Raw genomic sequence first — 13,768 nt, 5'->3', positions numbered from 1 at the left:
ACCGGGCCTCGATCAAAACTACAGCCAGTGCGGGGTGACACCGGCCCAGCGGAGGTGGCGCCTACACCATCAGCAGGCTGTCACCCTGCAGGCCACGGGCTTCGAAGGCCGCACGCACCGGGGCGAACGAGCGCCGGTGAATCGGCGTGGGGCCCAGGCGCGCCAGGGCTTCCAGGTGCACCGGCGTCGGGTAGCCCTTGTGCCCGCCGATGCCGTAGCCCGGATAGATCAGCTCGAACGCGGCCATTTCGCGGTCACGGGTGACCTTGGCCAGGATCGAGGCAGCAGCGATCGCCGGCACCTGGCTATCACCCTTGACCACCGGCGCCGAGGGCACATTGAGCTTGGGGCAACGATTACCGTCGATCAGCGCCAGTTTGGGCGTGATGTGCAGGCCTTCGACCGCGCGCTGCATGGCCAGCATGGTGGCGTGCAGAATGTTCAGCTCGTCGATTTCTTCGACTTCGGCACGGGCAATGTGAAAGCTCAGGGCCTTTTCGCAGATCTCGTCGAAGAGTTTCTCGCGGCGCGCCTCGGTGAGTTTCTTCGAATCGTTCAAGCCCAGGATCGGCCGGTTCGGGTCCAGAATCACGGCCGCGGTGACCACCGCGCCGCACAGCGGGCCACGGCCGACTTCGTCAACCCCGGCGACCAGGTCTTCGACCAGGTTGAAGTCCAATCCGATTTGCATCTATCTGTGTTCCAGCAAGGCCAGCACCGCCTCGGCCGCCTGGTTGGAGGCGTCGCGGCGCAGGGTGCGGTGAATCTGGTCGAAGCTCTCGGTCTGTTGCGCGCCACCGGTTACCAGCGGGGCCAGGGTTTGTGCCAGGGCCTCGCTGGTGGCGGCCTCCTGCAGCAACTCCGGCACCAGCAGGCGCTGCGCCAGCAGGTTGGGCAACGACACATAAGGGCTTTTGACCAGACGTTTGAGAATCCAGTACGTCAACGGCGCCACTCGGTAGGCCACCACCATCGGGCGCTTGAACAGCAGCGCCTCCAGCGTGGCCGTGCCCGAGGCGATCAGCACCGCATCACAGGCCGCCAGGGCCTGGTGCGACTGGCCATCGAGCAGCGTCAGCGGCAGGTCGCGACCGGCCAGCATCTGTTCGAGCTGGGCGCGGCGCGTCGGGTTGGCACAGGGCGACACGAAGCGCACCCCCGGCACCAGGGCGCACAAGCGTTGCGCGGTGTCCAGGAACAGCTCGCCCAGGCGCCCGACCTCGCCGCCACGGCTGCCGGGCATCAAGGCCACCAGCGGCCCCTCGGGCAGGCCCAGAGCGCTGCGCGCGGCAGCACGGTCGGCATCCAGCGGGATGGTATCGGCCAGCGGGTGGCCAACGAAACGCACCGGTACGCCCTGTTCTTCGTAGAACTTCGCCTCGAACGGAAACAGCGTCAGCATCAGGTCGCAACCTTCGCGGATCTTCAACACACGCTTCTGCCGCCACGCCCATACGGAGGGGCTGACGTAGTGCACGGTCTTGATCCCGGCCTGACGCAATTTGAGTTCGATGTTGAGGGTGAAGTCCGGCGCATCGATACCGATGAACACGTCCGGCTTCTGCTCGATCAGCGTCTGGATCAGCAGCTTGCGGCGCTTGAGCAGCTCACGCAGGCGGCCCAGCACTTCGACCAGGCCCATCACCGCCAGACGCTCCATGGGGAAATAGGAGCTCAACCCCTCGGCTTCCATCAGCGGGCCGCCGACGCCGATAAAGCGAACGTGCGGGTGACGTGCCTTGAGCGCACGCATCAGGCCCGCGCCCAGAATGTCGCCGCTGGCCTCGCCGGCCACCAGCGCTACGCAAAGTTCGGTCATATCAGCGCGTAATGCCGCGAGCAGAGTCCTGGATCGACTTGAGGAACAGGTCGACTTCGGGGAACTGCTGGGCAGGTTCGGCCAGTTCGGCCAGAGCCTGCTCGACGGTCAGGCTCTGGCGGTACACCACCTTGTAGGCGCGGCGCAGGGCATGGATGGCATCTTCGCTGAAACCACGACGGCGCATGCCTTCGAAGTTCATGCTGCGTGCCTCGGCGGGGTTGCCGAACACGGTGACGAACGCCGGGACATCCTTGCCGATCGCGGTGCCCATGCCGGAAAAACTGTGGGCGCCGATATGGCAGAACTGGTGCACCAGGGTAAAGCCGGACAGGATCGCCCAGTCGCCGACGTGCACATGCCCGGCCAACGCAGTGTTGTTGACCAGGATGCAGTGGTTGCCGATCACGCTGTCATGCCCGATGTGGGCATAGGCCATGATCAGGTTGTGATCACCCAGAGTGGTTTCGGAACGGTCCTGCACGGTGCCGCGGTGAATGGTCACGCCTTCGCGAATCACGTTGTGATCGCCAATCACCAGCCGCGTCGGCTCACCCTTGTACTTCAGGTCAGGGGTGTCTTCACCGATCGAGGAAAACTGATAGATACGGTTGTGCTTGCCGATGCGGGTCGGCCCTTTGAGAATCACATGCGGACCAATCACGGTCCCTTCCCCGATCTCGACCCCGGCACCGACGATCGACCATGGGCCGACCTCGACGCCGTCGGCAAGCTTCGCCGAGGGGTCGATGATTGCCCGAGGGTCAATCAAACTCATAGTTTGCGTTCCGCGCAGATGATCTCGGCCGAGCATACCGGCTTGCCGTCAACCGAAGCATTGCACTCGAACTTCCAGATCTGGCGCTTGCAACTGATGAACTTGGCTTCGAGGATCAGTTGATCACCCGGCAGCACGGGCTGGCGGAAGCGCAGCTTGTCGGAACCGACGAAGTAGTACAGGGTGCCGTCGGCCGGCTTGACGTCGAGCATCTTGAAGCCAAGGATGCCGGCCGCCTGGGCCATCGCTTCGATGATCAGCACGCCGGGCATGATCGGGTGCGCCGGGAAGTGACCGTTGAAGAAAGGCTCGTTGATGCTGACATTCTTGTAGGCACGAATGCGCTGGGCCTCGACGTCCAGGTCCACCACACGGTCCACCAGCAGGAACGGGTAACGGTGAGGCAGGTATTCGCGAATCTCGTTGATGTCCATCATTTCTGGGGGAAGCCTGTAGTAAAGATAGGGAGCGCGCACATTCGGGCAGCGCTCCTTTAGCAAATCAGGAGCGCAGTCTAGCGGCTGGGCGCCCTTGATCAGGAAATGGTATCAGCCTTCTGATGAAGCTTTGTCGCCCGAGGTCACGGCCTCGAGTCGCTTTTCCACCTGCTGAAGACGTTTGGCCATCTCGTCCAGCTGGCGAATGCGAGCAGCACTCTTGCGCCATTCGCCCAACGGCTGCATGGCGGTACCTGACGAATAGGCACCTGGTTCGGTGATGGAACGGGTGACCATGGTCATCCCCGAAACGAAAACGCCATCACACACGTCAATGTGTCCGACCATGCCAACACCGCCGGCAATGGTGCAATGCTTGCCGATCCTGGTACTGCCGGAAATACCGACACACGCAGCCATTGCGGTGTGGTCGCCGATCTGTACGTTATGGGCGATCTGGATCTGGTTGTCGAGCTTGACCCCATTACCGATACGGGTATCGGCCAGAGCGCCGCGATCGATAGCGGTATTGACCCCGATCTCGACGTCGTCACCAATGCTCACCCCACCGATCTGGGCGATTTTCTGCCACACGCCCTTCTCATTGGCAAAACCGAAGCCTTCACCACCCAGCACCGCGCCGGACTGAATCACCACGCGCTTGCCGATGCGCACATCGTGGTACAGCGTGACGCGCGGAGCCAGCCAGCCGCCCTCGCCGATTTCACAGCGGGCGCCGATAAAGCAGTGCGCACCGATGCTGACGCCGGCGCCGATACGGGCACCGCTTTCGACCACCGCACAAGCACCGACACTGGCGCTGGCATCGACCTGAGCGTCCGCCGCTACCACGGCGCTGGGATGAATTCCCGCCACAGCCCTGGGCTTTGGATCGAACAGGTGAGAAACACGTGCGTAGGCCAGGTACGGGTCGGCCACGATCAATGCATGACCGGCAAACCCTTCGGCATCGGCAGCCTTGAGCAGGACCGCAGCGGCCTTGCTCTCAGGCAGAAATTTGCGGTACTGCGGGTTGGCCAGGAAGCTCAATTGCCCCGGGCCTGCTTCCTGCAGCGTCGCAAGGCCGGTGATGTCGAGTTCCGCCGGGCCACTGAGGGTGGCCCCGAGGAACTCGGCCAACTGGCCGAGTTTCATGGTCGCCGTCATGTTCAACGGGACTGGTTCATGCGCTCGATGACTTGGCGGGTGATGTCGAACTGAGGCTTGACATCAATGACCGCGCCACGCTCGAGCACCAGGTCGAAGGCACCTTTCTTGATCACTTCTTCCACGGCACCGTCGAGCTTGGGCTTGAGCTGCTTGAGCATCTCGCGGTCGGCCACGGCCTTGGCTTCGTTCAGCTCCTTGGACTGGAACTGGAAGTCACGAGCCTTTTGCTTGAATTCAAGCTCCAGACGCTCACGCTCGCCCTGGGCCATCTTGTCGCCACCCTTGACCAGACGGTCCTGGATGCCCTTGGCGCTGCTTTCCAGGTTTTTCAACTTGGTCAGTTGCGGGCCGAATTTCTTCTCGGCATCGACTGCGTACTTCTTTGCCGCGTCCGATTCCAGCAGGGCCATCTGATAGTTCAGAACGGCGATTTTCATCTCGGCAAATGCCGGGGTCGCGATCAGGGTCGCAGCCAGTACAGCCAGTTGAGTCAACTTACGCACGATGCACTCCTACAGAATCCGTTGTCGTTTACGCGGGGCAGACCCTTAGAAGGTCTGACCCAGAGAGAATTGGAACACCTGGGTATCGGCTTCGTCCGGTTTCTTCACCGGCATCGCCAGGCTGAAGCTCAGCGGGCCCAGTGCGGTAATCCAGGTCACGCCCAGACCGACCGAGCTGGCCAGGCCACCCAGGCCGACCTTCTCGCAATCAGGCTTGGAACCGCAGTTGGTGTCGAACACGTTACCCACATCCCAGAAGACCGAGGTGCGCAGCGAGCGCTGGTCCTTGACGAACGGCAGCGGGAACAGCAGTTCCATACCACCCTGTACCAGCACGTTGCCGCCGAACGGCAGGGGATCCTGGTCCGGGTCGAGCGCGGTGCCAGGGTTCTTGCCGGTACTTGGCGTGCTGCGCGGCCCCAGGCTGCTGTCCTTGAAGCCACGTACCGAGTTGAAGCCACCGGCGTAGTAGTTCTCGTAGAACGGCAGGCCCGAGGTACCGCCGAAGCCATCACCATAACCCAGCTCGGTGTGCAGACGCAGGGTGTAGTCGTTGTTGATCGGCTTGAACAGCTGGCCACGGTAGTCGAGCTTGAAGAACGACAGGTCGCTGCCCGGCGTGGTCGCTTCAAGCACCAGGCTCTGCGAGTGGCCACGGGTGGCCAGCACGCCCTTGTTCAGGGTCGATTCGGACCAGCCGGCCGAGGCCTTGAAGTTCAGGTAGTTGTCGCCTTCCTCTTTGACGAAGTCGAAGATCTCGTCAACGGTGTAGCGGCCGGTCTTGATCTTGTCCTGCTGGGCAGTCAGGCCGAAGGTCAGGCGCGAGGTCTCGCTGATCGGGTAGCCGACGCTGACGCCCGCACCCAGGCTGTCCACCGCATAGCTGGCCACGTCGACGTCGAGGTCATCGTAGTCGGTGGTGCGGTAGAAGGCGTTGTAACCCAGGCTGACGCCGTCGGCAGTCCAGTAGGGGTCCACGAAGCCGAAGTTGTAGCGGCTCTGGTATTCCGAACGGGTCAGGCCGATGGAGACCTTGTTACCGGTACCCAGGAAGTTGTTCTGGCTGATCGAACCACCCAGGATCAGGCCCGCGCTCTGGGCGAAACCGACACTGGCGGTGATGGAACCGGAGGCTTGTTCTTCGACGCTGTAGTTGACGTCGACCTGGTCGTCGGTGCCCGGTACGGCCGGGGTCTCGACGTTGGCTTCCTTGAAGAAGCCCAGACGCTCCAGACGGGTCTTGGACTGGTCGATCAGGTAGGTCGACGCCCAGCCACCTTCCATCTGACGCATTTCGCGACGCAGCACTTCGTCTTCGGACTTGGTGTTGCCACGGAAGTTGATGCGGTTGACGTAGGCGCGCTTGCCCGGGTCGACCACGAAGGTGATGTCGACGGTATGGTCATCATCGTGAGGCTGTGGCACGCCGTTGACGTTGGCGAAGGTATAGCCTTCGTTGCCCAGGCGACGGGTGATCAGCTCGGACGTGGTGGTCATCACCTTGCGCGAGAACACCTGGCCAGGCTGCACCAGCATCAGCGCCTTGACCTGGTCTTCCGGTACCTTCAGGTCGCCGGACAGCTTGACGTCACGAACGGTGTACTTCTCGCCTTCGTTGACGTTGACCGTGATGTAGACGTGCTTCTTGTCCGGGGTGATCGACACCTGGGTGGAGGCGATGTCCATGTTGATGTAGCCGCGGTCCAGGTAGTAGGAACGCAGACGCTCCAGGTCACCGGAGAGTTTTTCGCGGGCGTACTTGTCGTCATTCTTGAAGAACGACAGCCAGTTGGTGGTCTTGAGCTCGAACAGGCTGGCCAGCTCGTCGTCGCTGAACTTGGTGTTGCCCACGACGTTGATGTGCTGGATGGCCGCGACCGTGCCTTCGTTGATCTTGATCTTCAGGCTCACGCGGTTGCGCGGCTGCGGCACCACCTCGGCGTCGACCTCGGCCGAGTAGCGGCCCTGGGCGACGTACTGGCGTTGCAGCTCGTTACGCACACCTTCAAGGGTGGCGCGCTGGAAGATTTCACCTTCGGCCAGGCCCGACTGTTTCAGGCCCTTCATCAGGTCTTCGGTACTGATCGCCTTGTTGCCTTCGATCTCGATGCTCGACACCGAGGGACGTTCGACCACAGTGATGATCAGGACGTTGCCGTCGCGACCCAGTTGGATGTCCTGGAAGAAACCGGTCTTGAACAGCGCGCGGGTGGAATCCACCAGGCGCCGATCATCGGCCTCGTCCCCAACGTTCAATGGCAAAGCGCCGAACACGCTGCCCGCGGAAACCCGCTGCAGACCATTGACACGAATATCGGAGATGGTGAAGGACTCGGCGTGAACTTCAGCGATCATCAGTACGGCGAGAACCGCAGTTAGCAGCAGACGTTTCATGAAGTCCTTTCTTATTCCAACTGGCAATAAACGACCCGCCGCAGGAGTGCGGCAGGTTCGCAATTGAGCGAAGCGTTACAGTCGACCCAAATCGTTTATCAGGGCCAGCAACATCACCCCGACTACCAAACTGATACCGATCTGGACCCCCCAACCTTGCACCCGATCCGACAACGGACGACCACGCGCCCATTCGATCAGGTAAAACAGCAAATGCCCCCCATCCAGTACAGGAATGGGCAGCAAATTAAGAACCCCCAGGCTAATGCTCAGGTAGGCGAGGAAATTCAGGAAATCCCCAACACCGGACTGGGCTGAAGCGCCCGCCACTTTAGCAATGGTTATCGGTCCGCTCAAGTTTTTTACCGAGAGCTCGCCGAACAGCATTTTCTTCAGCGAATCCAGGGTCAGTACGCTCATGTTCCAGGTACGTGAAACCCCTTCGCCAAAGGCTTCGAGCGGGCCATAGGTAACCTCGCGCAACATGGCCGGCGGCCATTCCACCGGGGCGACGCCAGCCCCCAGATAACCACTGGCACTCTTGCCCTCGCCGCGGCTGGCCAGGGTCACCGGCAGTTCCAGCGGCGCACCGTCGCGCTCGACGCTCAGCAGGATACGGCTGCCTGCCAGGCCACGCACACGGTCGACCACTTGCTGCCAATCGGTCAATGCCTGGCCGTCGAGGGCCAGCAGGCGATCACCGGTTTTCAGACCGGCGGCCTGCGCCGGGCCTTTTGGATCCAGCTCGGCGAGCACAGGTGCCAGCGCCGGGCGCCACGGGCGAATGCCCAGGGAGCGGATCGGGTCGGGCTCGTCGGCGCCCTTGAGCCAATCATCAAGCTTGATCGTGTGGCTGCTGTCGGCGCTGGCGCCCTCCTGGCGCACGCTGACCTGCAACGCACCGCTCTCACCCAGACGGCGCACCAGTTGCAGATTGACTGCCGCCCAGCCATTGGTCGGCTTGCCATCGACCGCAACGATCTCCTGCCCTGCCCCAAGGCCTGCCACGGCGGCCAGGCTACCGACCTCGACATCGCCGATGACCGGACGCGCCTGCTGGTTGCCGAGCATCGCCAGGGCCCAGAAGAACACGATGGCGAGCAGGAAGTTGGCGATCGGGCCGGCAGCCACGATCGCGATGCGCTGGCGCACGCTCTTGCGGTTGAACGACTGGTCGAGCTGGTGCGCAGGCACCTCGCCCTCACGCTCGTCGAGCATCTTCACGTAGCCGCCCAGCGGGATGGCCGCGACCACGAATTCGGTGCCGTGACGGTCATGCCAGCGCACCAGCGGCATGCCGAAGCCTACGGAAAACCGCAATACCTTGACGCCACAGCGCCGCGCCACCCAGAAGTGACCGAACTCGTGAAAGGTGACCAGCACACCCAATGCCACCAGGGTGCCGATAATCATGTAGAGCGCACTCATGTCTTTCTCCGAATGACGTTCAGCAGGTGCTGGCGCAACCCATGGCGGCGTTTCACGTCAGCACCCGTGACGCTCCAACCAGTGCCCGGCCAGGCGGCGCGCACATTGGTCGGCGGCAAACACCGCGCCCAGCGTAGGCACTGCAACGACCGGCTCCTGATCGAGCACGTGTTCGATGATACTCGCGATCTGCACAAAGCGGATGCGCCCCTGAAGAAATGCCTCGACTGCCACTTCGTTGGCAGCATTGAGCATCGCCGGCGCGCTATTGCCCGCCTCGGCCGCTTCGCGTGTCAGACGCAGGCACGGGAAGCGCTGCTCATCCGGCGCCTCGAAGTCCAGCCGGGCAATGGCGAACAGATCCAGCGGCGCCACGCCCGAGTCGATCCGCTCGGGCCAGGCCAGCGCGTTGGCGATCGGCGTGCGCATGTCCGGGTTGCCCAACTGCGCCAGCACCGAGCCGTCGACATAGTCGACCAGCGAGTGGATGACGCTTTGCGGGTGGATCACCACCTCGACCTGGGCCGGCTTCGCATCGAACAGCCAGCACGCTTCGATCAGCTCCAGGCCCTTGTTCATCATGCTCGCCGAGTCGACGGAAATCTTGCGCCCCATCGACCAGTTCGGGTGAGCACAGGCCTGCTCGGGCGTGACGTGCGCCAACTGCTCCAGCGGGGTCTGGCGAAATGGCCCGCCCGAGGCCGTCAGCAGGATACGGCGCACGCCCACCTGGGCCAGGCCACGGGCATAATCGCCAGGCAGGCACTGGAAGATCGCATTGTGCTCGCTGTCGATCGGCAGCAGCACCGCGCCACTGCGCTGGACCGCCTGCATGAACAGCGCACCGGACATCACCAGCGCTTCCTTGTTGGCCAGCAACACCTTCTTGCCGGCCTCCACCGCCGCCAGGGTCGGGCGCAGGCCCGCCGCACCGACGATGGCCGCCATCACCGCATCCACCTGCGGGTCGGCCGCCACCTGACACAAGCCTGCTTCGCCCACCAGCACCTCGGTGCGCGAGCCGGCGGCACGCAGATCGGCCTGCAGCTGTTGCGCCGCCGCCGCGCCAGGCACCACGGCAAACGCCGGCGCATGACGCAGGCACAAGGCCAACAGCTCGGCCAGGCGCGAATAGCCGCTCAAGGCAAACACCTGGTAGCGCTCGGGATGGCGCGCAATGACGTCCAGCGTACTCAAGCCGATCGAGCCTGTAGCGCCCAGCACGGTAATACGCTGAGCACGGCTCACAGTGCGCCCCAATTGGCAGCCCACAACAGCACCGCAAACACCGGGATCGCCGCCGTCAGGCTGTCGATACGGTCCAGAACGCCGCCATGGCCCGGCAACAGATTGCTGCTGTCCTTGATCCCGGAGCGACGCTTGAACATGCTTTCGGTCAGGTCGCCCACCACTGACACCAGCACCACCACGGCAGCGCCGATCAGGCCAAGGATCAGTTCACCGGCACTCCAGTCGCGGCTCACACCGACCACCGCCGTGATCACCAGGCTCAGCGCCAGGCCACCGTAGACCCCTTCCCAGCTCTTGCCCGGGCTGACCTGTGGTGCCAGCTTGCGCTTGCCGAAGGCCCGGCCCGAGAAATACGCACCGATGTCGGCGCCCCACACCAGCACCATGACCGCCAGGATCAGCCAGTTGCCCATTGGCCAGTGTTTGATCAGCACCAGCCCCTGCCAGGCCGGCAGCAACACCAGCAGGCCGATCAGCAGGCGGCACGCCGCACTCGCCCAGAGTTCACTGCTGCGCGGGTAAGTGAGCACCAGCCAGGTGGCCAGCCCCCACCACAGTACCGACGCCCCCAGCACCCAGGGCGCAAGGTCGGGCATCAGGTGCAGCAGCATCAGCAGCCCGGCGACCACGGCCGCATAGGCCACACGCAGGCCCTGGGCGACAAGCCCGGCCAGGCGTGCCCATTCCCAGGCGCCCAGGGTAACCACCAGGCCGATGAACAGGGCGAAGCTCGCCCCATCCAGCAAAAAGAACCCGCACAGGGCAATCGGCAACAGGATCAGCGCAGTGATGATGCGTTGTTTAAGCATTAAGCACGGGCTCCAGCTTCGACCTGCTCGCTGGTTTTACCGAAGCGGCGCTGGCGCGAAGCGAAATCGGCCAATGCAGTGCGCATGGCCTCGTGTTTGAAGTCCGGCCAGAACAGGTCGGAGAAGTACAGCTCGGCGTACGCCAGCTGCCACAGCAGGAAATTGCTGATGCGGTGCTCGCCACCGGTGCGAATGCACAGGTCCGGCAACGGCAGGTCGCCCGTGGCCAGGCACGGCTGCAGCAATTCGGGGGTGATGTCTTCCGGGCGCAGATGCCCGGCCTGTACTTCACGCGCCAGGCGCTGGGCGGCCTGGGCGATATCCCACTGCCCCCCATAGTTGGCGGCGATCTGCAGGATGAAGCGGTTGCTGCCGGCGGTCAGCGCCTCGGCTTCGCGCATGGCAGCCTGCAACTCGGGATGAAAGCGCGAGCGATCACCGATGATACGCAGGCTGATGTTGTTTTCATTGAGCCGCCTGGCCTCACGGCGCAGCGCCGTGAAGAACAGCTCCATCAGCGCGCCGACCTCTTCGGCCGGGCGCTGCCAGTTTTCGCTGGAGAAGGCGAACAGGGTCAGCACCTCGACCTTGGCCTCGGCGCACACCTCGATGACCGCGCGCACCGCGTCGACACCCGCCTTGTGCCCGGCAACGCCCGGCAACAGGCGTTTTTTCGCCCAGCGATTATTTCCGTCCATGATGATCGCGACATGGCGCGGCACCACGGACGGCACACCCTGCTTGGTCTTTTCCATTGAAAAAAGTCCCGGCCCTTAAACGGCCATCAGGTCCTTTTCTTTCTGCTTCACGGCCACTTCGATGTCGGCCACGAATTTGTCGGTCAGCTTCTGGATGTCGTCAGCGGCACGACGCTCGTCGTCTTCGCTGATTTCCTTTTCCTTGACCAGGTCCTTGAACTGGCTGATGGCGTCGCGACGGATGTTGCGCACGGCAACGCGAGCATCTTCAGCCGCTTCACGGGCCTGCTTGGTGAAGCCCTTGCGGGTCTCTTCGGTCAGGGCCGGCATGGTGATCAGCAGCAACTCGCCCAGGTTGGTCGGGTTGAGGTTCAGGCCGGCACTGCCGATGGCCTTGTCGACAGCACCGAGCATGTTGCGCTCGAACGCCACGACCTGCAGGGTACGGGCATCTTTCACGGTGATGTTGGCCACTTGCTTGATCGGCGTGTCGGTACCGTAGTAAGGCACCATGACGCCTTCCAGGACGCTGGGGTGCGCCTGACCGGTACGGATGCGGCTGAACGCGTGGGCCAGCGATTCCAGCGATTTGTGCATGCGCTCTTGGGCGTCTTTCTTGATTTCGTTGATCATTTTTGAACTTCCTCGATCAGGGTTCCTTCAGCGCCACCGTGCACGATGTTCAGCAGGGCGCCAGGCTTGTTCATGTTGAAGACGCGCAACGGCATCTTGTGGTCGCGGCACAGGCAGATTGCCGTCAGGTCCATTACCCCCAGCTTGCGATCCAGCACTTCATCGTAGGTCAGATGATCGAACTTCTCGGCATGCGGGTCCTTGAATGGGTCTGCAGTGTATACACCATCGACCTTGGTTGCCTTCAATACCACGTCGGCATCGATTTCGATGGCGCGCAGGCAAGCGGCGGAGTCGGTGGTGAAGAACGGGTTGCCGGTACCCGCAGCGAAAATCACAACTTCTTTCGAGTTCAAGTGGCGCATGGCCTTGCGCCGATCGTAGTGATCGGTCACGCCCACCATGGAGATCGCCGACATGACGATGGCGGTAATGTTGGCCCGTTCCAGCGCGTCACGCATGGCCAGTGCATTCATCACCGTGGCCAGCATGCCCATGTGGTCGCCGGTAACGCGGTCCATGCCCGCTGCGCTGAGCGCGGCGCCACGGAACAGGTTGCCACCGCCGATGACCAGGCCGACCTGAACACCGATACCGACCAGTTGGCCGACTTCCAGCGCCATGCGGTCCAGCACCTTGGGATCGATGCCGAACTCTTCCGAGCCCATCAGGGCCTCGCCGCTAAGCTTGAGTAGAATGCGTTTATAGCGAGCTTGATAACCACTGCCCTGCTGAGCCATTGCGAATCTCTCCTGCGGCGTTTTGAAAAAAATCTGGCGGGCTGTTTTCAGCCTGCTAACTGTAGCGTGGCGCAGCGACTGCGCCAGCATGGGGCGATCTTGTAAACCGCCCCCGCTTTGACAAAGAGGCTGCGCGCGTGAGCGGGCAGCCTCTTTGGGGCGACAGAGGTGACTCTGTCTTACTGCTTGGCAGCAGCCAGCTGTGCGGCAACTTCTTCAGCGAAGTTGTCGACTGGCTTCTCGATGCCTTCGCCTACCTTGAAGTAGGTGAAGGAAACGATTTCAGCACCGGCTTTCTTGGCCAGTTCGCCGACCTTGATTTCCGGGTTCATGACGAACGCTTGCTCGACCAGGCTGGCTTCGGCCAGGAACTTCGAGATACGGCCCTTGACCATGTTCTCGACGATGTTCTCAGGCTTGCCTTTGATCTTCTCTTCGTTCAGCTGCAGGAACACCGCTTTTTCGCGTTCGATCGCTTCAGCCGAAACTTCCGACGGCAGCAGGAACTCAGGGTTGCTTGCAGCCACGTGCATGGCGATTTCTTTGGCCAGCTGGACGTCGCCGCCCTTCAGGACAACAGCAACACCGATCTTGTTGCCGTGCAGGTAGGTACCGACAACGTCACCCTCAACGCGCACCAGGCGACGGATGTTGACGTTCTCGCCAACCTTGGCGACCAGGGCTTCACGGGCTGCTTCGCGCGAAGCGATCAGCGGCGCGGCGTCGGTCAGTTTTTCAGCGAAAGCCGCTTCAACGCTTTCAGCGACGAAGTTCTTGAAGTCGTCTTGCAGGGCCAGGAAGTCGGTCTGCGAGTTGACTTCCAGCAGGACGGCGGACTTGTCGTCGGCCTTGATGGCGATGGCGCCTTCGGCGGCAACGTTGCCAGCCTTTTTAGCAGCCTTGATGGCGCCCGAAGCACGCATGTCATCAATGGCTTTTTCGATGTCGCCGTCAGCCTTTTCCAGGGCTTTCTTGCAATCCATCATGCCTTCGCCGGTACGCTCACGCAGTTCTTTGACCAGCGCTGCAGTAATTGCTGCCATTTCAAATTCCTCTTGGATAGGTTTTCAACCATTCCACCCGATACTTGACGGGCGTTCAATTCTGG

14 protein-coding genes are annotated in these 13,768 nt (G+C 62.4%); all 14 read right to left on the bottom strand.

What is annotated here, in order from left to right; translation table 11 throughout:
• Positions 1 to 61 precede the first annotated feature (61 nt).
• On the bottom strand, positions 62 to 691 hold the full coding sequence (rnhB, locus tag KUO17_RS18475; RefSeq protein ID WP_217976968.1) for a ribonuclease HII: 630 nt from the start codon (positions 689 to 691) through the stop codon (positions 62 to 64).
• Positions 692 to 1,819: a lipid-A-disaccharide synthase gene (gene lpxB / locus KUO17_RS18470; RefSeq protein ID WP_217976967.1), complete on the bottom strand. Its 1,128-nt coding sequence runs from the start codon at positions 1,817 to 1,819 to the stop codon at positions 692 to 694.
• Between the two features lies 1 nt (position 1,820).
• Positions 1,821 to 2,597 carry an acyl-ACP--UDP-N-acetylglucosamine O-acyltransferase gene (gene lpxA / locus KUO17_RS18465; protein WP_217976966.1) on the bottom strand — a complete coding sequence of 259 codons (777 nt, stop codon included), beginning with the start codon at positions 2,595 to 2,597 and terminating at the stop codon, positions 1,821 to 1,823.
• Positions 2,594 to 3,034 carry a 3-hydroxyacyl-ACP dehydratase FabZ gene (gene fabZ, locus KUO17_RS18460; protein ID WP_217976965.1) on the bottom strand — a complete coding sequence of 147 codons (441 nt, stop codon included), beginning with the start codon at positions 3,032 to 3,034 and terminating at the stop codon, positions 2,594 to 2,596. Before fabZ ends, lpxA begins: the two co-directional genes overlap by 4 nt.
• Positions 3,035 to 3,145: 111 nt before the next feature.
• Complete coding sequence (gene lpxD / locus KUO17_RS18455; RefSeq protein WP_217976986.1) at positions 3,146 to 4,201, bottom strand: UDP-3-O-(3-hydroxymyristoyl)glucosamine N-acyltransferase; 1,056 nt, start codon at positions 4,199 to 4,201, stop codon at positions 3,146 to 3,148.
• Positions 4,202 to 4,203: 2 nt separating this feature from the next.
• Entirely contained in the window at positions 4,204 to 4,707 is a 504-nt protein-coding gene (locus KUO17_RS18450) for an OmpH family outer membrane protein (RefSeq protein WP_163940206.1), read from the bottom strand.
• Positions 4,708 to 4,752: 45 nt separating this feature from the next.
• Positions 4,753 to 7,101 carry an outer membrane protein assembly factor BamA gene (gene bamA / locus KUO17_RS18445; RefSeq protein ID WP_217976964.1) on the bottom strand — a complete coding sequence of 783 codons (2,349 nt, stop codon included), beginning with the start codon at positions 7,099 to 7,101 and terminating at the stop codon, positions 4,753 to 4,755.
• Positions 7,102 to 7,176: 75 nt separating this feature from the next.
• Complete coding sequence (rseP, locus tag KUO17_RS18440) at positions 7,177 to 8,529, bottom strand: RIP metalloprotease RseP (RefSeq protein WP_217976963.1); 1,353 nt, start codon at positions 8,527 to 8,529, stop codon at positions 7,177 to 7,179.
• Between the two features lie 57 nt (positions 8,530 to 8,586).
• Positions 8,587 to 9,777 carry a 1-deoxy-D-xylulose-5-phosphate reductoisomerase gene (gene ispC / locus KUO17_RS18435; RefSeq protein WP_217976962.1) on the bottom strand — a complete coding sequence of 397 codons (1,191 nt, stop codon included), beginning with the start codon at positions 9,775 to 9,777 and terminating at the stop codon, positions 8,587 to 8,589.
• Positions 9,774 to 10,589, bottom strand: coding sequence for a phosphatidate cytidylyltransferase (locus tag KUO17_RS18430; RefSeq protein WP_217976961.1), 816 nt, complete (start codon positions 10,587 to 10,589; stop codon positions 9,774 to 9,776). Before KUO17_RS18430 ends, ispC begins: the two co-directional genes overlap by 4 nt.
• Complete coding sequence (gene uppS / locus KUO17_RS18425) at positions 10,589 to 11,344, bottom strand: polyprenyl diphosphate synthase (protein ID WP_163940212.1); 756 nt, start codon at positions 11,342 to 11,344, stop codon at positions 10,589 to 10,591. Before uppS ends, KUO17_RS18430 begins: the two co-directional genes overlap by 1 nt.
• Positions 11,345 to 11,362: 18 nt before the next feature.
• Positions 11,363 to 11,920: a ribosome recycling factor gene (frr, locus tag KUO17_RS18420; RefSeq protein ID WP_217976960.1), complete on the bottom strand. Its 558-nt coding sequence runs from the start codon at positions 11,918 to 11,920 to the stop codon at positions 11,363 to 11,365.
• A complete protein-coding gene (gene pyrH, locus KUO17_RS18415) occupies positions 11,917 to 12,660 on the bottom strand; it encodes a UMP kinase (protein ID WP_038614006.1) in 744 nt (247 codons plus the stop codon). Before pyrH ends, frr begins: the two co-directional genes overlap by 4 nt.
• 179 nt (positions 12,661 to 12,839) lie before the next feature.
• On the bottom strand, positions 12,840 to 13,703 hold the full coding sequence (gene tsf / locus KUO17_RS18410; protein ID WP_217976959.1) for a translation elongation factor Ts: 864 nt from the start codon (positions 13,701 to 13,703) through the stop codon (positions 12,840 to 12,842).
• Positions 13,704 to 13,768: the final 65 nt, after the last annotated feature.

This window comes from Pseudomonas aegrilactucae, from assembly GCF_019168305.1.
GTDB lineage: Bacteria > Pseudomonadota > Gammaproteobacteria > Pseudomonadales > Pseudomonadaceae > Aquipseudomonas > Aquipseudomonas aegrilactucae.
The sequence above is the reverse complement of the archived record's forward strand: the minus strand, read 5'-3'. Positions and strand labels throughout refer to the sequence as shown.